This window comes from Rhizobium sp. NXC14, assembly GCF_002117485.1.
In the GTDB taxonomy this organism is placed as follows: domain Bacteria; phylum Pseudomonadota; class Alphaproteobacteria; order Rhizobiales; family Rhizobiaceae; genus Rhizobium.
Genome location: NZ_CP021030.1, coordinates 3,679,166 through 3,699,799 on the forward strand (window position 1 = coordinate 3,679,166; position 20,634 = coordinate 3,699,799).

At 61.8% G+C, this 20,634-nt stretch carries 17 protein-coding genes and 1 riboswitch; of the genes, 7 read left to right on the forward strand and 10 right to left on the reverse strand.

The features are described from left to right. Nucleotides 1–83 precede the first annotated feature (83 nt). From NXC14_RS18020 to NXC14_RS18045, 6 genes are all read right to left on the reverse strand, one after another. Complete coding sequence (locus NXC14_RS18020; protein ID WP_085779292.1) at nucleotides 84–1,253, reverse strand: M20 aminoacylase family protein; 1,170 nt, start codon at nucleotides 1,251–1,253, stop codon at nucleotides 84–86. Between the two features lie 91 nt (nucleotides 1,254–1,344). Next, nucleotides 1,345–2,850, reverse strand: coding sequence for a tripartite tricarboxylate transporter permease (locus NXC14_RS18025; protein ID WP_085779293.1), 1,506 nt, complete (start codon nucleotides 2,848–2,850; stop codon nucleotides 1,345–1,347). A 9-nt stretch (nucleotides 2,851–2,859) separates the two neighbouring features. After that, nucleotides 2,860–3,321, reverse strand: coding sequence for a tripartite tricarboxylate transporter TctB family protein (locus NXC14_RS18030; protein WP_085779294.1), 462 nt, complete (start codon nucleotides 3,319–3,321; stop codon nucleotides 2,860–2,862). A gap of 208 nt (nucleotides 3,322–3,529) precedes the next feature. Then, nucleotides 3,530–4,513 (reverse strand): tripartite tricarboxylate transporter substrate-binding protein, encoded by a 984-nt coding sequence (locus NXC14_RS18035; protein WP_085779295.1) that lies wholly within the window; start codon nucleotides 4,511–4,513, stop codon nucleotides 3,530–3,532. Nucleotides 4,514–4,762: 249 nt separating this feature from the next. Then, nucleotides 4,763–6,097: a sigma-54 dependent transcriptional regulator gene (locus NXC14_RS18040; RefSeq protein WP_085779296.1), complete on the reverse strand. Its 1,335-nt coding sequence runs from the start codon at nucleotides 6,095–6,097 to the stop codon at nucleotides 4,763–4,765. Continuing rightward, nucleotides 6,094–7,968 (reverse strand): sensor histidine kinase, encoded by a 1,875-nt coding sequence (locus NXC14_RS18045; protein WP_281064500.1) that lies wholly within the window; start codon nucleotides 7,966–7,968, stop codon nucleotides 6,094–6,096. The genes NXC14_RS18040 and NXC14_RS18045 overlap by 4 nt, the downstream gene beginning before the upstream one ends. A 109-nt stretch (nucleotides 7,969–8,077) precedes the next feature. Here NXC14_RS18045 and NXC14_RS18050 point away from each other — a divergent pair, with 109 nt between their 5' ends. Continuing rightward, nucleotides 8,078–8,740, forward strand: a complete 663-nt coding sequence (locus NXC14_RS18050; RefSeq protein ID WP_085779297.1) for a sulfite oxidase-like oxidoreductase — start codon at nucleotides 8,078–8,080, stop codon at nucleotides 8,738–8,740. On the opposite strand, the gene NXC14_RS18055 is transcribed toward NXC14_RS18050, so the two are convergent. The 3 genes from NXC14_RS18055 to NXC14_RS18065 all read right to left on the reverse strand — a co-directional run bounded on the left by NXC14_RS18055 (nucleotide 8,725) and on the right by NXC14_RS18065 (nucleotide 10,406). Beyond that, nucleotides 8,725–9,294, reverse strand: coding sequence for a hypothetical protein (locus tag NXC14_RS18055; RefSeq protein ID WP_245362107.1), 570 nt, complete (start codon nucleotides 9,292–9,294; stop codon nucleotides 8,725–8,727). The two genes, NXC14_RS18050 and NXC14_RS18055, sit on opposite strands and share 16 nt — an antisense overlap. Nucleotides 9,295–9,347: 53 nt before the next feature. Next, the gene (locus tag NXC14_RS18060) at nucleotides 9,348–10,082 is read right to left on the reverse strand and encodes a CbtA family protein (protein WP_085779299.1); all 735 of its coding nucleotides are present in this window, start codon (nucleotides 10,080–10,082) and stop codon (nucleotides 9,348–9,350) included. Nucleotides 10,083–10,196: 114 nt separating this feature from the next. Further along, nucleotides 10,197–10,406 carry a CbtB domain-containing protein gene (locus tag NXC14_RS18065; RefSeq protein WP_085779300.1) on the reverse strand — a complete coding sequence of 70 codons (210 nt, stop codon included), beginning with the start codon at nucleotides 10,404–10,406 and terminating at the stop codon, nucleotides 10,197–10,199. A gap of 25 nt (nucleotides 10,407–10,431) precedes the next feature. Next, a riboswitch (cobalamin riboswitch) is annotated at nucleotides 10,432–10,581 on the reverse strand. A gap of 56 nt (nucleotides 10,582–10,637) precedes the next feature. Between NXC14_RS18065 and NXC14_RS18070 the strand changes: the two genes are divergently transcribed. The 4 genes from NXC14_RS18070 to NXC14_RS18085 all read left to right on the forward strand — a co-directional run bounded on the left by NXC14_RS18070 (nucleotide 10,638) and on the right by NXC14_RS18085 (nucleotide 17,008). Further along, nucleotides 10,638–11,186 (forward strand): histidine phosphatase family protein, encoded by a 549-nt coding sequence (locus NXC14_RS18070; protein WP_085780182.1) that lies wholly within the window; start codon nucleotides 10,638–10,640, stop codon nucleotides 11,184–11,186. Between the two features lie 474 nt (nucleotides 11,187–11,660). Then, the gene (locus tag NXC14_RS18075) at nucleotides 11,661–13,232 is read left to right on the forward strand and encodes a bifunctional diguanylate cyclase/phosphodiesterase (protein WP_085779301.1); all 1,572 of its coding nucleotides are present in this window, start codon (nucleotides 11,661–11,663) and stop codon (nucleotides 13,230–13,232) included. A 138-nt stretch (nucleotides 13,233–13,370) separates the two neighbouring features. Then, entirely contained in the window at nucleotides 13,371–14,549 is a 1,179-nt protein-coding gene (locus NXC14_RS18080; protein WP_085779302.1) for an acetate/propionate family kinase, read from the forward strand. Nucleotides 14,550–14,620: 71 nt separating this feature from the next. After that, on the forward strand, nucleotides 14,621–17,008 hold the full coding sequence (locus tag NXC14_RS18085) for a phosphoketolase family protein (protein WP_085779303.1): 2,388 nt from the start codon (nucleotides 14,621–14,623) through the stop codon (nucleotides 17,006–17,008). A 48-nt stretch (nucleotides 17,009–17,056) separates the two neighbouring features. Here the strand turns inward: NXC14_RS18085 and NXC14_RS18090 are convergent, their stop codons facing one another. Next, entirely contained in the window at nucleotides 17,057–17,947 is an 891-nt protein-coding gene (locus NXC14_RS18090) for a helix-turn-helix domain-containing protein (RefSeq protein WP_085779304.1), read from the reverse strand. Between the two features lie 118 nt (nucleotides 17,948–18,065). Here NXC14_RS18090 and pobA point away from each other — a divergent pair, with 118 nt between their 5' ends. Beyond that, nucleotides 18,066–19,238: a 4-hydroxybenzoate 3-monooxygenase gene (gene pobA, locus NXC14_RS18095; RefSeq protein ID WP_085779305.1), complete on the forward strand. Its 1,173-nt coding sequence runs from the start codon at nucleotides 18,066–18,068 to the stop codon at nucleotides 19,236–19,238. Between the two features lie 185 nt (nucleotides 19,239–19,423). After that, nucleotides 19,424–20,596, forward strand: coding sequence for an ABC transporter substrate-binding protein (locus NXC14_RS18100; RefSeq protein ID WP_085779306.1), 1,173 nt, complete (start codon nucleotides 19,424–19,426; stop codon nucleotides 20,594–20,596). Nucleotides 20,597–20,634: the final 38 nt, after the last annotated feature.

The window sequence follows — 20,634 nt, forward strand, 5'->3', positions numbered from 1 at the left end:
GTGGAACGACGCCTCACTTCCGAAAAGTCGTGCGTGACTGCCACAGCGCCGCAAAACAGCGAAAACGGAGCAATGGACATCGCTTAAACCTTCAACTCCCGTTCCACCAACGCCACCCAGTAAGCCGCCCCGTATCCAAGCGCCTCATCATTGAAATCATAAGCCGTGTTGTGGTGCAGCGCACCGTCAACCGCCGGTCCATTGCCCAGCCAGACATAACAGCCCGGCGCGTTCTGCGCGAAGAAGGCAAAGTCATCTCCGGCCGTCGATGGCGGAAATTTCCTCCGCACTTTTTCACCAAAGACGATGCCGGCGGCGGCAAGCGCCCGTGATGTCGCATCCGCATCATTGACGACAGGTGGTATGCGCCGCTCAAAACGATAGTCGGCCGATACGCCGTACATCGCAGCCGTCCCACTCGCCAACCGGGCGATCTCTGCCTCCAGCTGGTCACGCACCTCAGGCGAATAGGCCCGTGCCGTTCCGCCGATCTCCACAATATCGGGAATGACGTTCAACGCCTTGGCATCGCCCGCCTGCAGAAAGCAGGCGCTGACGACCGCGGGCTGCAGCGGGTCGACAACACGGCCGACGATCGTCTGCAGCGATGATAGGAAAGTACCGGCTGCCGTGATCGGATCGCGGCCGAGATGCGGCTTGGCGCCGTGCGTGCCGACGCCGCGAAAGGTGATGCGCCAGCTGTCGGAGGAGGCGAGCTGTGGTCCCTCGAGCACGGCGATCTCGTCGACCGCAAGGCCCGGCATATTGTGCAGGCCATAGACGGCATCGCAGGGGAAAAGCCGGAAGAGCCCCTCCTCGACCATACGCTTCGCCCCGCCGCGGCCTTCTTCGGCCGGCTGGAAGATGAAATGCACGGTGCCGGAAAAATTCCGTGTCGCCGCCAGATACCGCGCGGCGCCGAGCAGCATTGCCGTATGGCCATCATGGCCGCAGGCATGCATCTTTCCGGGCACTGTCGATTTATAGGGCCGCTCCGCCATCTCAGGCATGGCGAGCGCATCCATATCGGCTCTCAACCCGATCCTGCGCGTGTCATTGCCGACCTGCAGCGTGCCAACCACGCCGGTGCCGGCAAGCCCGCGATGCACGGCGATGCCGGCCTCCTCAAGAAGCTTGGCGGCGATACCGGCGGTGCGCTCCTCCTCGAAACCGAGTTCCGGATGGGCGTGCAGATCGCGGCGCAAGGCGGTGAGGAACGGCAGATCGTCCTTGATCCGGGCAGGAATACTCATGGGCTGGATATCCCTCCATGTGAAACGGGCGCCCGAACGGCGCCCGCGTCAGATCATTCGTTTTTCATCAAACAGCTCGCGAGTTCAACCCTCAAGCTTCTTCGACGAATACCTCCTCGCGCTTCTTCCTGACGCTCGGCAGGAAGACGACGATGAGCACGGCGACCGCGATAGCCAGAAGCGTGGCGCTGATCGGCCGTGTGATGAAGGTGCTAGGGTCGCCGCGCGACAGGATCATGGCGCGTCTGAGGTTCTCTTCCAGCAGCGGCCCGAGCACGAAGCCGAGCAGCAGCGGCGCCGGCTCGCAGCGCAGCTTGGCCAGCACATAGCCGATGAGGCCGAAGAAGGCGACGGCATAGAGATCGTAGACGTTGGAATTGACGCTGTAGACCCCAATCGAGCAGAAGGCCATGATGATGGGGAAGAGTACGTAATAAGGCACCGTCAACAGCTTCACCCAGAGCCCGATCAGCGGCAGGTTGAGGATGACGAGCATCAGATTGCCGATCCACATCGAGGCGATGATGCCCCAGAACAGCGCCGGCTGCTCGGTGGCGACGTTCGGGCCTGGCACGATGCCCTGGATGATCATGGCGCCGATCATCAGCGCCATCACCGGATTGGCCGGAATGCCGAGCGTCAGCAACGGAATGAATGAGGTCTGCGCTCCGGCATTATTGGCCGATTCCGGGCCTGCAACGCCGGCAACCGCGCCCTGGCCAAATTCCTTCGGCGTCTTCGACAAGCGCTTTTCCACCGTATAAGAGGCGAAGGAAGCGAGGATCGCCCCGCCACCCGGCAGGATGCCGAGCGCCGAGCCGATGGCGGTGCCGCGAATGATGGGCGCGACCATCTCCTTGAATTCCTGGCGCGAAGGCAAGAGGCCCGATACCTTGGCCATCAGCACCGTTCTTGTCGACTCTCCCTCGAGATTACGCAGGATTTCAGCGACGCCGAAGACGCCGACGGCGAGCGCCACGAAATTCAGCCCGTCGGCATATTCGCGGATGCCGAGCGTAAAACGCGGCGTGCCGGTATAGATATCGGTGCCGACGAGGCCGAGCAGCAGCCCGAGCGCCACCATCGCCAGCGCCTTGACGACCGAGCCATGCGCCAGCGCGATCGAGGAAACGAGGCCGACGATCATCAGCGAGAAATATTCAGCCGATCCGAATTGCAGCGCGATGTCGGTCAGCGGCGGCGCGAAGACCGCAACGAGAAAGGTCGAGACCGTACCGGCGAAAAACGAGCCTAGCGCGGCGATCGCCAGCGCCGCCCCCGCCCTGCCCTTGCGCGCCATCTGATAGCCGTCGATCGCGGTGACGGCCGAGGAGGATTCGCCCGGCATGTTGATGAGGATCGCCGTTGTCGAGCCGCCATACTGCGCGCCGTAATAGATGCCGGCGAGCATGATGAGTGACGAAACCGGCTCGAGCTGGAAGGTGATCGGCAAAAGCATGGCGATCGTCGCCGTGGCGCCGATACCGGGCAGTACGCCGATCAGCGTGCCGAGCAGCACGCCAATCAGGCAGAAGAGGAGATTATCGAGCGTTGCCGCCGTGGCAAAGCCGAGCGCGAGATTGCTGAAAAGATCCATCGCCGCCTCCTAGAACCGGACCCAGGGCCCGAAACGCTCGAACGGCAGTCCGAGCCCATAGCTGAAGACGGCGACCGAAAAGACCGTCAGCAGCAGCGACAGGATGACCGCGAACACCAGATTCATCTTGCGCGACGCAAAGCAGGCGATAAAGGCGGTGAAGAACAGCGCCGGCGCAAATCCGAGCCCGCGCACCGTCAATCCGAAGAATACGGGAGCCGGCAGAATGAAGAGCATACCGCGCCAGGCGAACGGATCGACCGGCTCCCCCTCCACACGCATCGCCTGAATGAAGATGATCGCGCCGAGAAGTATCAGCGCGCAGGCAAGGATAAACGGAAAATAGCCGGGGCCCATGCGCAATGCCGTGCCGAGGTCGAGCCCGACCGACTGATAGGCAAAGAAAGCGCCGATCGCGACGAAAAGCGCACCGCAGATCGCATTGGTGCTATCGAGACTGATAGATTTCATGGTGTCTCCTGAAGTTGGAGATGGTTCACGTGATGCCGTCACTGCCGCGATGGCCCCTCATCCGCCTGCCGGCACCTTCTCCCCGCTCGCGGGGAGAAGGGAACATGCCGCAGCCTCTCCGTCCCCCGCCACGTCTCGCATGGCAAGTCCCCTCTCCCCGTTTAGGGGAGAGGGTTAGGGTGAGGGGCTATTCCTGGCACATCCCTCACTAGTCCGCATATTCCCCGGCAGCCTCGATCACCGGCTTCCAGCGGGCTATCTCGTTTTCCAGCTTCGCTTTCAAAGCAGCAGGCGTTGCATCCGCATCGGAAGACGGCGCCGTGCCGAGTTCGGCGAAGCGGGCGCTGACATTCGGATCCTTCAGCGCCAGCTGCAGCGACTTGGACAGGCGCTCGTTGATCGCGGCCGGCGTACCCTTCGGTGTGTAGATGCCGTGCCATATGCCCACTTCGAAGCCCGGCAGGCCGGCTTCGACAGCCGTCGGTACATCCTTCAACACCTCGAGACGCTTCGGCGAGGTCACCGCATAGGCCTTGATCGTGCCGCCCTTAATCTGTTTCGTCGTGTTGGTGGTCTGGTCGCACATGATATCGACCTGGCCGCCGAGCAGATCCGTCATCGCAGGGCCGGTTCCTTTATAGGGTACGGTCGTGAGTGGCGTCTGGATGGCGCTCATGAACATCATGCCGCAGAGATGCGAAGCCGCACCGATGCCGGCATTGGCGACCGTCACCTTGTCCTTGTTGGCCTTGACGTAGTCGATCAGTCCCTTGAGATCACTCGGCTCGAAATCCTTGCGTGCGACGATCGTCATCGGCACCTCGGTGACGAGGCCGACATATTCGAAGGCGCCGAGCGTGTCGTAGGCGAGCTTGCGATAGAGCGTGGCGCTGGTCGCCATGCCGATATGGTGCAACAGGATGGTGTAACCATCGGGATTGGCGCTCGCCACCCGGCCGGCGCCGAGCGTGCCGCCGGCGCCGCCGACATTTTCAACGACGATCTGCTGGCCGAGATCCTTCGACATGGATTCCGCCACAAGGCGCGCAACCGTGTCGGTGGGGCCGCCCGCCGCAAAGGGGACGACCATGGTGATGGTGCGTTCGGGGTAGGTCTGCGCCGAAGCGACGCCGGCGAGAAGAGAGACCGCGGCAGCCGCGGTCAGGCCGAGCACGGCCTTCAGGATTTTCATCGTTTCCTCCCTGATGAAACAGCAACCCCGCCGACACATCCTCCGCGCCGGGGATGACCTATTTGCCGCCGAGAGAAATCGCGCCGCAATCATTACCGTCGCTTCCGCAAGATGATTCTGCGGCAGTGCAATGCAGCATGGGTCGATTTGGAAACAAACGGCATAGGCGATGGGTGGATTTCCACCCAACGCGCAACGTTCCAGGGCTGGAGCACCATTGTCCCGGAGAATGCACGACGCAAACCAGGATCAGCTTTCGGTCGTCAGCATCCGCTTGTCGAGGCCGTATTTCTGCATCTTTTCGTAAAGGGTCTTGCGGGAGATGCCGAGGGATTCATAAACAGGCCTGAGGCTGCCCCCATGCGCCACCAGCGCGCTGGCGATAATCCCTCGCTCGAATTCGGCGACCCGCTCTGCAAGTCCGATTGCCTCCTCGGTATGCCGTCCGCCATTGTCGAGACCCAGGACCAGACGGTCGGCGGCATTCCTCAGTTCCCGCACATTGCCGGGCCAGTCGCGCTGGGCGATGTCGGAGATCACCTCCGGCGGCACGGCCACCTCGTCGCGGCCGTAGCGGGCGGCCGCTTCGCGCAACAGTTGCAGGAAAAGCAGCGGAATGTCCGCCCGCCGCTGCGACAGCGACGGCACATGCAGCGTCGCGACGTTCAGTCGGTAAAACAGATCGGCGCGAAAGCGGCCAGCGGCTACCTCCGCCTCTAGGTCTACTTTGCTCGTCGCGATGAAGCGCACGTCGAGCGGCACGACCTCGTTCGATCCGAGCCTGGAGATCACCCGCTCCTGCAGCACCCGCAAGAACTTCGCCTGCAGATCGAAGGGCATGGAGCCGATCTCGTCGAGCAGGATGGTGCCGCCGCGCCCATGTTCGAACTTCCCGTAACGCGGCCTGACCGCGCCCGGGAAGGCGCCAGGCTCGTGGCCGAAGAGCTCGCTCTCGATCAGGTTCGCCGGCAGCGCGGCGCAGTTGATCGCAATGAACGGCCGGCTCGCCCGGGCGCTGATATCGTGAAGTGCGCGGGCCACGACCTCCTTGCCCGCCCCGGTATCACCGACGATCAGCGTATCGGCATCGCTGGCGCCGATCGCGCGGATGCGATAGCGCAGATCCACCATCACCTGCGTGCGCCCCGGCAGCCGCGCCTCGATGTCGTCGCGTTTGCCGGCAACCGCCTTCAGCAGTCGGTTTTCGAGCACCAGCCCGCGCCGCTCCATCGCTCGGCGAATGACGCCGGCGAGCATTTCAGGCGTGAACGGCTTCTCGATGAAATCATAGGCGCCTTCGCGCATCGCCTTGACCGCGAGCTGTACATCGCCGTGGCCGGTGACGAGGATCACGGGCACCTCCTGATCGATCTCACGGATCTTCTGCATCAAAGTCATTCCATCAATGCCGGGCATTCGGATATCGCTGACGACGACGCCGGGAAAACTGTAGCCAATCAGTTCCAGCACATGTTCGCCGCTCGAAAAGGTCTCGACGCTGAAGCCGGAGAGTTCCAGCGCCTGCGCCGTCGAGCGGCGCAATTCTTCCTCGTCGTCGACGAGCAGGATCTTCGCATCATTCATTCCGCCGCCTCCGGAATCAGCCCTGCCGCCGATTGCAGCTCGATGCGGAACACCGCGCCCCCTTCGGAATGATTGGCAGCCGTCAGGCTGCCGCCGAAATCCTTAACGATGTTGTAGGAGATCGAAAGCCCCAAGCCGAGCCCCTTGCCGACACCCTTGGTCGTGAAGAAGGGATCGAAGATGCGCTCGGCGATGGCCGCCGACACGCCCGGTCCGTGATCGCGCACCGTCAGCACCACCTTGCCGGCCTCCTCGAAAGCCGAAACCTCAATGCGCCTGTCATCCAACCCCTCCACCGCATCGGCCGCGTTGGAGATCACATTCACCAGCACCTGCTGCAGCCGCACCGAGCCGGCGCGCACCACCGGCGGGTGCGTTCCGAGATCGAGCCGGAGCTCGGCGTCCGCCGCCTTCAGCCGCCAGGCGATGATCTCGAGTGTATCGCGCATCGCCTCGTCGAGTGAAACGGGCCCGAGCTTCTCGTTCGGCTTGCGGGCAAAATTGCGCAGGTGCCGGCTGATTGCGGCCATGCGGTCGATCAACCCGCCGATCCGCCTTATATTGTCGCGCGCCTCCTCCGTCCGGCCTCGATCGATCAGCACCGAGGCACTGTCCGTGTAGGTCTTGGCGGCGGCGAGCGGCTGATTGAATTCATGCGAAAGGGCAGCCGACATCTGCCCGAGCCCAGCGAGTTTGCCCGCCTGGATGAGATCGGCCTGGGTCTGGCGAAGCTGCTGCTCGGTCAGCCGCCGCTCGGCGATCTCCTCCTCGATGCGGCTGTTGACGCGGGCAAGATCCGCCGTGCGCTCCTCCACCCGCCGCTCGAGCTCACCCCGCGCTTCGGCCTGCATCTGCATGCGCTCGGCAAGTCGCGCCCGCCGCTGGCGAATGACCGCGACAGCAAGGCCGGCGATGCAAAGGATGAGAAAGACGGCGACAAGCGCGGTGCGCGCCTGAGCGCGGATGGAGCTTGTCTCCATCAGCACATTCACCGTCCAGTCCTCGGCCGGCATGTAATGCGACAGCACCAGATACTCGCTTGCGCCCCGATCACTCGCAAGCGTCATCAGATCATGCGGCTCGAAGCGATGGCGCGTCACCGGCAGCGCCGTCAGCTTCGCATTGGCGTATCGCCGCGACGCCTCGGTGCGGGCAATACGATCGGCGGTCAGCGGCAGGATCGCGCCATAGAGCCATTCCGGGCTGCCGGACATGAAGATGATGCCCTCGGGATCGGAGACGAAGATCTTGTATTCGCCACCGCTCCAGGAGGATTCGATCATGTCGATATCGACCTTGAAGACGATGACGCCGCGAATGTCCGCACCGACCCTGATCGGAGCCGAAAAATAATATCCTCGCTTTAGCGATGTGGTGCCAAGTGCGTAAAACCGCGCCTGCCGGCCTTCGATCGCCTCCTGGAAATAGGGCCGGTAATTGAAATTCTGGCCGACGAAGCTCCCCGGTCCATCGTAATTGCTCGCCGCGATCGTCTCCCCGTCCGGCTTCACCACATAGATGTCGGAGGATTTTAAAAGCCCGTTGATCTCCTTGAGATAGAGATTGGCCGCATCACGCAGCGCCATATCGTTGGGCGCGCTCACCAGTTCCTTGATATCGTCGTGATCGGCGATCAGCGCCGGCAGCGCCTCGTAGCGGTTGAGGTGGCCGCTGAGCGCCGAGACGGCAAGGCGCAGCGCCGTTCCCGCCTGAGCGGAAGCCTCCTGCATATAGGCGCGCGTCGCAATCGCGCTTCCATAGGTGAAGAAGGCGAAGATCACAAACGGCACCACCAGCAGCGCCGCGATGGCACGATATTTCGAAGACAGATCCGGCTCCTCCCTTTCTGCCTTCACTCCCCAGCAAGGCATGCCCGACGGCTCAGTTTAATGAGGCAAGCGAGGATTTCCAAGGGCTCACCGGAACTTGACACTCGGCAGGGACGGATGTCCTATTGCTGCACCGCAAGGAAACCCATTCATGAGCGACGACCAAACGCCCGCCGACAGCAAACTCACCAACTCCAAGCGCCGCTGGGCGTCAGAGGGCAAGTTCCTGACCGGGCGCATCAGCAGGCCCGAGACCGAGCGCCTGCCGCCCGGCCAGCACCTCGTCAAGAATTGGCCGGTGCTCGATCTCGGCCAGCAGCCGGTCATCTCAACCGAGAGCTGGCGGCTTGAAGTGCGTGGTCTGGTCGAAACGCCTCTCACCCTCACCTGGGCCGATTTCCAGGCGATGGAGCAGAGCACTGGGGTGAGCGACATCCACTGCGTCACCACCTGGTCGCGCTACGACAACACATGGAAGGGCGTATCGACGCGCGATCTGCTCGATCGCGCCATGCCGAAACCGGAAGCAGCCTACGTGATGCTGACGAGCTATGACGGCTACACCACCAATCTGCCGCTCGCCGATTTCGCCGCCGAGGATGCGATCCTGGCGACCTCCTGGGAAGGCCTGCCGCTGACACCGGAGCACGGCGGCCCAATGCGCCTCGTCGTGCCGCATCTTTATTTCTGGAAAAGCGCCAAATGGCTGCGCCGCATCGAGTTGCTCGCCGCCGACGAGGCCGGCTTCTGGGAAAAGAACGGCTACCATATGTATGGCGATCCGTGGCGCGAGCAGCGCTATTCCGACGACTGAGCCTTCGGCCGCAGGAAACGGCGAAGCGTCAGGATGGCAAGCCCCAACATGGCGGCCAACGCCGTCAGAGACGCCATGCTGGCAGGATGCAGCGGCACCTTGCTCCAGCTCGGCTTGACGATATTGGCGGTATTGAATGCCTCGCCGCTGAACTGGCAGGTAATAAAGGCAAGCCCGCGACCCGCCATCTCGGCGTCGATGGCCGAGATGATTTCGCCCGCCGCGGTTGCCTCCCGCGGCATCTCACGCATCGCCAGCAGCACGGCTTTCGTCGCCGCGAGATAGGCATGGGCGCATTCGTTGAACGGGCTCTCCTCGTCCGTCACGCTGCCGGGCATCCGACCCCAGAGGCAATAGGAATACTGGATTTCGGCGTAGTTCAGGACACGCCGGAACGATTCGTTCGTATCGGCAGCCCGTGACGCCAGCATGCTGATGCTGCTGCGATACTCCGAAATGATCGCCATCTCGCCGTGGGAAATTGCCGGAATATCGAGCCCGGTATCGGAGCCGCCAGAGCTGCTCCCATGGCCGAAAGCATTTCCGATAAACATTGGCAACAGGCTCGCGATGAGACCGAGAAAGGCAAACCTTCCGATATGCCGCATCACCGGAACGCCGGCCGCAGTCCACTCTTGGCGGCAAGACCCCTTTCTGCCAGCGCTCCGAAAACCAGACCGAGCGTTGCCCAAAGGATCGCATGCATGCCGAGCGAGGTGGTGCGGAACCGCCAGAGTACCATCGCCGAGAAATTCTCGGGCACCTCGTTGATCGGCGGCAACAGATAAAGCACGAAGCCGATGAAGACGAGATAGGCGATGCCGGCGATGATCGCGCCGTTCCAGAGACCGAAGCGCTCGCCAAGGCGGCGCGACAGCGCGATCGCGGCAACCAGCGAGGCGAGCGAAACGACAATCATCAGGAAGAACAGCTCGGTCCTGACGCCGATCGTTTCGGGATTGCCGACCGCCGGGGGGGTGGCCGGATATTTGATTCCGGGAACAAGCACCACTGCCACGAAGGCGGCAATGGCGATGACGGCCGAGGTGCCGCGCGCCGAGAGGCTGCTGAAGCGGCCATGTACGAAGGCGAAGGCGAGCGAAAAGAGCCCACCGACGGCGATACTGTAGGCCATGACGCCGGTGAAAAGGCCGAGACCAGCCTGCGTGGCCCGGCTGACGATTTCAGGTTCGGCAGCTTCGCCCGCCGCCTCAGCGCTCGCCTCCTCGAAGGCGATTGCCGCATCAACCAGCGGCTCGCCGAAGATATGGGCGAAAGCGAAAACGAGGATGCCAGCAATCAGGCCCGCGAGCATGCCGCGAAGCAGAAGCCTTCCAACCATGTCAGTATTCCCCCTAAGCATGTCGCGCAAAAGTGTGCAGCGGTTTTGCGACAACGACATGTGTAAACAAAGACCTAAAGCGCGAGAAGCGAATCTGAAAGATCGCGATGCGCTTTAGTGGCAGGGAAAGCCGAGCAGATGGCGGCCGTCATGCACGAATTCGTGCACATACATGCCGTTGAACAGCGCCATCGCGCCTTCCTCGGTGCCGACGAAATAAAGAACGATGAGCATCAGCAGGCCGCCGAAAACCGCCCAGGGCAGGATTTCCCCTACAGGGATTGGCGCCGGTGCCGCAACGGGCGCGAAAGTGGTGTCAGACATGTATCCCTCCGGAATGACGCGTTCAGTCGAAAGAGTGTTGTGCGGCAGGGTCTGACTTCCAGCGTAAAGAACTTCGACACGCTGGTCACAGTGGCGCGACCGCGCCGGATTTCCACCGGCTTCCAAACCCGCAACAGCACGGTTATATCTGGACGCCGAAGAGACTGTCAACGAAACTTCGAGACGCCGTCGAAGGGTCGTCCCCACCATATTGCGATGATCGGAACAACCGTGAATACCCGCCTCACCTGGATCTGTCACGGCGCCACGGCGGCAAGCCGCAAGGCCCTGTTCCCGCTGGATGAGCCGCTGGAAGACAAGGCCGCTGAAGAAGCCGGCCGGATGACCGCCCTGCCTCAGGCCGACCGGATCGTCACTAGCCCGGCTTTGCGTGCCCGCCAGACCGCTACAGCCCTCGGTCTCGACGCTCAAATAGAACAGCGGCTTGCCGACTGCGACAATGGCCGCTGGGCCGGCAGGCCGATTGCGGCAATCGGCACCGAAGAGCCGGAGAACCTCATGGCTTGGATGAGCGATCCGGAAGCCGCCCCACATGGCGGCGACAGTTTTCTCGGTCTGCGGACGCGCGTCGCCGGCTGGATGGATGAACAATCCACGCTCGGCGGTCATGTGATAGCCGTCACCCACGCACCGATTATAAGAACAGCGATTGCGCATGTGCTTCAGGCTCCCCTCCCCTCCTTCTGGCTCGTCGACGTCGAGCCGCTGGTGGTCGTTCGGATGACCAGCAATGGACAGCGCTGGTCGCTGCGCCTCTAGAGAATTAGACATCCCTCATACTATCCAGCCTTACGCAAGCAAATCGCGTCATCTCTATTGAACCGGGTCTGACCGGGACTACTTCCTTGTCCCAAGGAGACGGAAGCTATGGCATATGATTGGAGTGGGGAGCGTACGCGGCGCCTGCGCTTGATGAGGGTCGTGACGTTCACCTTAGTTATGGTCGGTCTGGTCGTCAGCGTTCCGCTGCTGATCGTCACCGCCTGAAGAGCGAGACAGGGCGAGCGATGCGACAGCACGCTCGCCCTCGTTCTTTCGTGAGGCTCCCCTCGTCTTGAATCCGGACAATCTCTAGTCTTCGAAGCAGCACCAGCGAAACGCCGTAGCGCAGCCGACGTCCCGACAGCACCGCAACGGACGGGCTGCCACCTTCAACAATTCGCCTTATGGTTTCAACGAACATTTCAGATTTTCCTGATAGTCCGGCAGAGGGTGGAGATGGAGAATGCGATAATGCCTGCGTTTTTCCGAAGCAGGGCCGGAAGGCAATGCGTGTCGGTTGTGGTTTTCGGAGTAACCCTCTGGATCCTCGGCACGGTGCTGCACTTCGACGACCGCCTCGTCTCCTTCATGACCGGTTTCGGCGAGTACGGGGCGGATAAGCTCGTTCTGGCTCTCGGCATCGCTGGCGCGATGAGCTTCATCTATTCGGTGCTTCGCATCGCCGACCTGCGCAAGGAAATGGAGCTGCGCGCCACCGAACAGGCAAAGGCCGATTGGACGGCAACCCACGACCATCTGACCAAGCTGCCGAACCGCTACGCCTTCGAGCGCAAAATCCTCTCACGGCCGGTCGGAAGCGACGAGGGCAAGATCGAGGAATGGGACGACAACGTCACGATCTTCTCCGTCGACCTCGACGGCTTCAAAAAAGTCAACGATCTCGTCGGCCACAAGGGCGGCGACGTGTTGCTGGTCGAAGTTGCCAGACGCATCTGCGCGCTTGGCAACGCGGATTGCGTTTACCGCTTCGGCGGTGACGAATTCATCATCGTCGCCTTTTCCCTGACGGCAGAGCGCGAGGAGCGTTTCGCCAAGTTGCTGATCCAGGCAGTCACCCGGCCGATCCATATCGATGGCTTTGCCGTCGAAGTCGGCGCCAGCGTCGGCTACGATCGCTGGCTTGAGGGCAGCGAGCCGCTGGAAGACGCCGCCCACCGTGCGGATCTCGCCATGTATGAGGCCAAATCACGCGGCCCCAACCATTATCTCGTCTTCGAAGCTTCGATGCAGGACAAGGTAACGGAACGTGCCTCTCTGGAAAGCAGGCTGCGCGCGGCAATCGCCGACAAGGCGATCATGCCTTTCTATCAACCTTTGATTGATTTGAAAACCGGCCGGCTTTGCGGTTTCGAAGCCCTCGCGCGCTGGGTCGGCGAGGATGGTATCAATATTCCGCCGCCTGTTTTCATCGACATTGCCGAGGAAACCGGGATGATCACCGCCCTGTTCGAGGATCTCCTTGCGCAGGCCTGCGGCGATGCGCTCACTTGGCCAGCGCATGTCACGTTGTCCTTCAATGTGTCGCCGGTGCAGATGGAAGACAGGCTGCTGGCCTCCCGCATCCTCAAGGTCCTTTCAGCAAGCCGGCTGCCGCCGCAACGCCTGGAGATTGAGATCACCGAAAACGCGCTGATCCAGGATCCCGCTATCGCCGCCATCATTCTCGAAGAGCTGCATGCGGCCGGCATCCAGATCGCTCTCGACGATTTCGGTACGGGCTATTCGAGCCTTGCCCAGCTCGCCCGCTACCGCTTCGACAAGATCAAGATCGACAAGAGCTTCATCGCCACCTATCGCGACGACGAACGCCAGGAAAAAATCGTCCGCGCCATGCTTGGCCTCAGCAGAAGCCTCAACATCAAGACGACTGCGGAAGGTGTCGAGGAGCATGGCCAGCTTGCCTTCCTGCTGCAGCTCGGCTGCGACATCGGCCAAGGCTATCTTTTCGGTAAGGCGATGCCCGCCGCCGAGGCGAGCATCTTCATCCGCGATCGCAACGCCAATCTGGCGTCAACCGCCTGACCCTCGCGTAATTCGACAAAACTGTCCCAAGGCTGCCACGCACCGTCAGCATGTGGCGCTCGGGCGGCCATGCCTTTCCGGCGGGAGTTTCGGCGCTAAGTTCGGTCATCGTGACGACTGTGCGGAGTCTCTGAAGACATGTCATCCACCGACCTCCTCCTGACATTCAACGCCGGCTCATCGACGGTGAAGGTCGGCGTCTTCTCGATTGATGGTGCCGAGGCACGACACCTAGGAAAGGGCGTCATCGATCTCCGCGCCGAGCCGCTCTCGCTTGTCCTGACCAAGGGATCGCAGACATTCGATATGTCCCTGAAGGCGGAGGTGACGGACGATCTGCACGGGGTCATCGACGAGACCTTCACGCGTCTCGCCGATCACTTCGATATGGCAGCGGCGGCCGTAGCCGGCCACCGCGTCGTCCATGGGGGCGAGCGCTTCACGAGCGCCGTCGCGCTTGATGACGTCGCCACCGATGGGATCGAAGCGCTGATCCCGCTCGCTCCCCTGCACCAACCGCAAGCGCTGCGCTTCATCCGCGCGCTCCGTCACCTGAAGCCGCATCTTGTCCAGACAGCCTCCTTCGACACGGCCTTCCATGCTACGCAGGACGATCTCGTGCGCCGCCTCGCCATACCCCGTTCCCTGCATGAGGAGGGCATCAAGCGTTACGGCTTCCACGGGCTTTCTTATAAGTTCATCGCCAGTGAACTCGCTCGCAAGGCACCGCATACGGTCAGGGCTGTGGTCGCCCATCTTGGCAGCGGCGCCAGCCTCTGTGCGATGGAAGACGGCATCAGCCGCGATTGCAGCATGGGGTTTTCGACCCTCGACGGCATCCCGATGGCGACACGCCCGGGCTGCCTCGATCCCGGCGTGATCCTGCACCTGGCAGGAGAGAGAAAACGGTCTCTGGGTGAGATCGAGGATCTGCTCTATCACCGCTCAGGCCTGCTCGGCGTCTCCGGCATCAGCGCCGACACGCGCGATCTGTTGAAGGACAGCCGGCCGGAAGCGCGCCAGGCGATCGACCTTTTCACACTGCGCATTGCCGGCGAGATCGGCCGCATGGCGGTAACCCTCCGCGGCCTCGATGCCATCGTCTTCACCGCCGGAATTGGCGAGCATCAGCCGGAAATCCGCGCCGGCGTGGCGAAACGCCTGTCCTGGCTTGGCCTTTCGATCGACGAGAAGGCCAATGCCGCCAATGGTTTCACGATCAGCACCAGGGAAAGCCGCATTGTCGCCCATGTCATTGCCACGGACGAAGAACAGGTGATCGCCGATGAAGCGCTGTCCGTTCTTCGCGCCCGCTGATCCAGATCAATGGCGCGCCGGCGCTAACGGCTAGAACTGACGTTGAACGTGTTTTCGAACGGGAGAAGCCAATGGAAAAGCATGTCTCGACCGCCGCCGCCCTGACCGATGCTGAACTGACCCTGATCGACCGCTACTGGCGGGCCGCCAACTATCTCTCGGTCGGCCAGATCTACCTGCTTGCCAATCCGCTGCTGCGCGAGCCGCTGAAGTCAGAGCACATCAAGCCCCGTCTGCTCGGCCACTGGGGCACGACGCCCGGCCTCAACTTCATCTATGCGCATCTGAACCGCCTCATCCGAGCCCGCGATCTCGACGTCATCTACATATGCGGCCCCGGTCACGGCGGGCCGGGCATGGTCGCCAACACCTATCTCGAAGGCACCTACAGCGAAATCTATCCCGATATTTCCGAAGACGCCGAGGGGATGCGCAGGCTCTTCCGCCAATTTTCCTTTCCCGGCGGCATTCCAAGCCATGCGGCGCCGGAAACACCGGGGTCGATCCATGAGGGCGGCGAACTCGGCTACGCCCTCGTCCATGCCTATGGCGCCGCCTTCGACAATCCCGACCTCACCGTCGCCTGCATAGTCGGCGACGGTGAGGCCGAAACCGGGCCGCTCGCCGCCAGCTGGCATTCCAACAAGTTCCTCAATCCCGCCCGCGACGGCGCCGTTCTGCCGATCCTGCATCTGAACGGCTATAAGATCGCCAATCCGACCATTTTAGGCCGGGCGGGTGACGACGACCTCCGACGTCTCTTCGAAGGCTACGGCTACGAGCCGCTTTTCGTCACCGGCCATGAGCCGCGCGACATGCACCAACAAATGGCTGCGACGCTGGACCGGGTCTTCGAGCGCATCCGCGAGATCCAGGAGCAAGCCCGCAGCGGCAAGAGCACAGCCGGCTGCCCGCGCTGGCCAATGATTGTGCTGCGCAGCCCCAAGGGTTGGACAGGCCCAAAGGAGGTCGACGGCAAGAAGGTGGAAGATTTCTGGCGAGCCCACCAGGTGCCGGTCTCCAACTGCCGCGGGAATGACGACCACCGCAAGATTCTCGAGGACTGGATGCGCGGCTATGATCCCGAAGACCTTTTCGGCGCCGACGGCCGGCTGAAACCGGAACTGCGGGCGCTTGCCCCCGCTGCCAAACGCCGCATGGGCGCCAATCCGCATGCCAATGGCGGCCTGCTGCGCAAGGAATTGGCCGTGCCCGATATTCGGGATTATGCAGTCGACATCGGCAAGCGCGGCAGCGTTGTCGCCCAGTCGACGGAGATCCTTGGCCATTACCTGCGTGACACGATGAAGCTCAACGCCAAGGCGGCAAACTTCCGCATCTTCGGCCCCGACGAGACGGAATCGAACCGCCTCGGCAGCGTCTTCGACGTCACCGACCGTGTCTGGATGGAGGACATCGAACCCTATGATGTCCACCTCTCTCGCGATGGGCGTGTCATGGAGGTGCTCTCCGAACATCTCTGCCAGGGCTGGTTGGAAGGTTATCTCCTGACTGGCCGGCACGGCCTCTTTTCCTGTTACGAGGCCTTCATCCACATCATCGATTCCATGTTCAACCAGCACGCCAAATGGCTGAAGGTGACGCGCGAGCTCGAATGGCGAAAGCCGATCTCATCGCTGAACTACCTGCTGACCTCGCATGTCTGGCGACAGGACCATAACGGCTTCAGCCACCAGGATCCTGGTTTCGTCGATCTCGTCGCCAACAAGAAGGCCGACATCGTCCGCATCTACCTGCCGCCGGACGCCAACAGCCTGCTCTGGGTCGGCGATCATTGCCTGCGCACCTATGACCGCGTCAACGTCATCGTCGCTGGCAAGCAGCCGGAGCCGCAATGGCTGTCGATGGACGAGGCGGTGAAACATTGCGAGGCCGGCATTGGCATCTGGCACTGGGCAAGCAACGAGGAGGACACGATCTCGCCTGATCTCGTCATGGCCTGCGCCGGCGATGTCCCGACCATGGAAACGCTCGCCGCCGTCGATCTTCTGCGCAAGGCCATTCCCGAGCTGAAGATCCGCACCGTCAATGTCATCGACCTCTTGGCGCTGCAATCCAGAGACCAGCATCCGCACGGCCTTGCCGACGAGGCCTTCGACGCGATCTTCACCGCCGATAAGCCGGTCATTTTCGCCTATCATGGCTATCCCTATCTCATTCATCGCCTGACTTATAAGCGCGCCAACCACGAAAACATCCACGTCCGCGGCTTCGTCGAGGAGGGAACGACGACCACGCCTTTCGACATGACCGTCCTTAACGAACTCGACCGCTACCATCTCGCCATCGAAGCCATCGAGCGCGTGCCGGGCCTGAAGGAGAAGGCGAAGGACACGCTGGCCGCCTTCCGCGGCAAGCTCGCGGAACATCATGATTACGTCAGGGAACATGGCGAGGACATGCCGGAGGTGCGGAACTGGATGTGGCCGGCGGCGTGAGACATCTGCGACTGACGCACGCGATGTCGGATGACCGAATGCCGGACCCTATGCCCGTTCAAGCCGAGCTTTTTCGTTCATCCGCCAGACCCGCGGCGTTTCGCCCGTATATTTCAGGAAGAAGCGCGAGAAATAAGCGGGATCAGCAAAGCCAAGGCGAAATCCGATCTCCTGAACGCTGCCGATGGTAAAGACGAGCTGGCGCTTCGCCTCTTCGATCAATTTCCCGGCGATCAGCTCATGCGGGGTGTTTCCCGTCATGGAGCGAACGATACGGGTGAGATGCGTCGACGAAATGCCGAGTTCCCTGGCGTAGAAGGACGCCGGCCTGTGCGATCGAAAATGCTGCTGGATCAGTTCGTCCAGCATCTCCATCCGCCGCTCGTTCTCGTTTGACGGAAGCTCCTGTGCATGTCCTTCATGCGAGATCCGCGCCGTCAGCCGCAGCGCCAGCCCGACATAGGCAGCCAATACCTCGTTGCGACCACCGCGGCGGTTTTCGAATTCGTCGCCGAGCCGCCTCAGCGTCTGCATGACATAGGCAGCCTCGGCATTATCGGGAGCGAGCGGCGTCAGATGCGGCATCGCCAGCCACTCGCCCAGCTGGCTTCGCTCGCCTGGCGGGTGGCTAAGATGGGACCTCAAGATAGTGATCACGAGGCCGTCGATATCACGTGAGAAGCGAAAGCCGTGATCAAGCCCAGGGGGAACCGTGATGATCGCAGGCGGGCGGATGACGTGATTCCTGTTGCCGAAGATCGCATCGCCCGAACCGGCTTCGATGTACAATATCTGAAAGAAGCTCTCGTGGCGGTGAAGCCGAATTTCCCATTGATGCAGGCTGCTGCGGGAGCGGATTGTTTCGCAATGCAACCAGAATTCCGGAGATCGCCCGGTGTTTTCGCCATAGAGCTCGTAGGTCGGTATATGCCTGCTCATCGGGTCTCTCCTGCGCCCATGTTCGATAAGTGCAATTTTCCGGTCGGAATGTCCATTGTTGCGGCAATGGCGGCACGGCAGAATCTGACAAAACGCAAAAATACGAGGGAGGAAGCATTTGCGAACTAAGGTCGCCATCATCGGTTCGGGGCCATCCGGCCTTCTGCTCGGTCAGCTTCTGACCGAAGCTGGAATTGACAACGTCATCCTCGACCGCGTGAGCAAAAACTATATCCTCGGCCGCGTCCGCGCCGGCGTGCTGGAGGAAGGCACTGTCGGGCTGTTGGACGAGGCCAAAGCTGGAAGAAGATTGCATGCCGAAGGCTTGCCCCATGACGGCTTCTCGCTAGCCTTCGACGGCCGCGACCATCGTATCGATCTTCACGAATTGACCGGCGGCAGGCGTGTGACCGTTTACGGACAAACCGAGGTGACGCGCGATCTCATGGAGCGGCGGGAAGCTTGTGGCGCCCTTTCGATCTATGATGCCGCCGATGTGGCTCCGCATGATTTCGACGGTGGCTCGCCCTTCGTTACCTACGCGAAGGATGGTATCAGCCACCGCATCGATTGCGATTTCATCGCCGGCTGCGACGGCTTTCATGGAATAAGCCGCAGAGCCGTTCCCGAACGGGCGATCCGAAGTTTCGAGAAGGTCTATCCCTTCGGCTGGCTCGGCCTACTCGCCGACGTGGCGCCGGTCAGCCATGAACTGATCTACGCCAACCACCCGAGGGGCTTCGCGCTCTGTTCGATGCGCTCGGCCACGCGCAGCCGCTACTATATCCAGTGCCCGCTTGACGCCAAGATCGAAGACTGGAGCGACGAGCGCTTCTGGGACGAGTTGAGACGGCGCCTGCCGGCCCATCACGCCGAAGCAATGCCGACCGCCCCATCCTTCGAAAAATCGATCGCTCCGCTACGCTCCTTCGTTACCGAGCCCATGCGTTTCGGCCGGCTCTTTCTCGTCGGCGACGCCGCCCATATCGTGCCGCCAACCGGCGCCAAGGGGCTGAACCTTGCAGCTAGCGATGTCCATTACCTGTTCTGCGGGCTCCTCGAGCATTACCGCGAAGGCTCCGACAGCGGCATCGACGCCTATTCGCAGACGGCGCTCGCCCGCGTATGGAAAGCCGTGCGGTTTTCCTGGTGGATGACGACCATAATGCACCGATTTCCCGATACCGGCGATTTCGATCAGAAGATCCAGGAAGCCGAACTCGACTATCTCACACATTCCCGTGCGGCCTCGACGGTGCTCGCGGAAAACTACGTGGGATTGCCGTTCTGACACGAAGATCGAGCATGAAAGTCGCGCATAGACGCAGCGAACAACGAGTGGTCATGACCACGCAGAACCATAACCGGCAAATCATGTGTTTGGGGATTTATTTCATTTTACATCACCATTTCGCATGACAAGCTAACCAGGAATTCAATACGGCGCTGGAGTACGCCGAAAAGGGAGAGAGAAAAATGAGGAAGCTGTTTCTGGCCGCCGCTGCGGCAATTGTTATGGGCACCAGCGCCTATGCCGACACCATCAAGGTCGGCGTCATCGGGCCGTTCTCCGGTCCCTTCGCGCTCCAGGGCAAGAATTTCAAGGCCGGCATCGACGCCTATATGGCTGTCAACGGCAACAAGGTCGGCAGCGACACGGTCGAGATCGTCTACCGCGACGTGCCGCAGGCCGATCCGGCCCAATCCAAGGCGCTGGCGCAGGAACTGATCGTCAAGGAAAAGGTCCAGTATCTCGCCGGCTTCTATTTCACCCCCGACGCCATGGCCGTGACGCCGATCCTGAAGCAGGGCAACGTGCCGATGGTGATCATGAACGCCGCCACCTCGGCGATCGTGACCAAGAGCCCGCTCGTGGTGCGTACCTCCTTTACGACCTGGCAAACCTCGACGCCGATCGCCAAGGTCGCTTTCGACGCAGGCGTCAAGAAAGTGATCTCGGTCGTCAGCGATTACGGCCCCGGCATCGACGCCGAGAATGCCTTCAAGGCCGGCTTCGAAAAGGCCGGCGGTCAGGTGGTCGAGGCCATCCGCATGCCGCTTGCCACCAACGACTTCAGCCCGATCATGCAGCGCATCAAGGATTCCGGCGCCGAGGGCGTCTTCGCCTTCTTGCCGTCGGGCCCGACGACGCTCGGCTTCGTCAAGGCCTATAACGAGAATGGCTTGAAGGCCGCCGGAATCAAGTTCTTCGCGCCGGGAGATCTGACGCAGGAATCCGATCTGCCGGCGCTCGGCGATGCCGCACTCGGCATCCAGACGACCTTCCACTATGCCGTTTCCCACGACTCGCCCGAGAATAAGGCCTTCGTCGAGGCTGCCGCCAAGGCGATCGGCAACAAGGCAGAGCTCTCCTTCCCCTCGGTCAGCGCCTATGACGGCATGTATGTCATCTACAAGATGATCGAGGCGACGGGTGGCAAGCAGGATGCAGAGAAGGCCGTCGACGCGGTCAAGGGCCTAGCCTGGGTGAGCCCGCGCGGCCCGGTCTCGATCGATCCGGAAAGGCGGCACATCACCCAGAACATCTATCTGCGCGAAGTCGTCAAGGCCGATGATGGGACCTACATCAACAAGGAGATCCAGACGTTCGAGAAGCAGGGCGATCCGGGCCTCGCGGCGGCCAAGTAAGATTGCGGCATCCGGACCGGCGGCGGGCTCGCGCATCG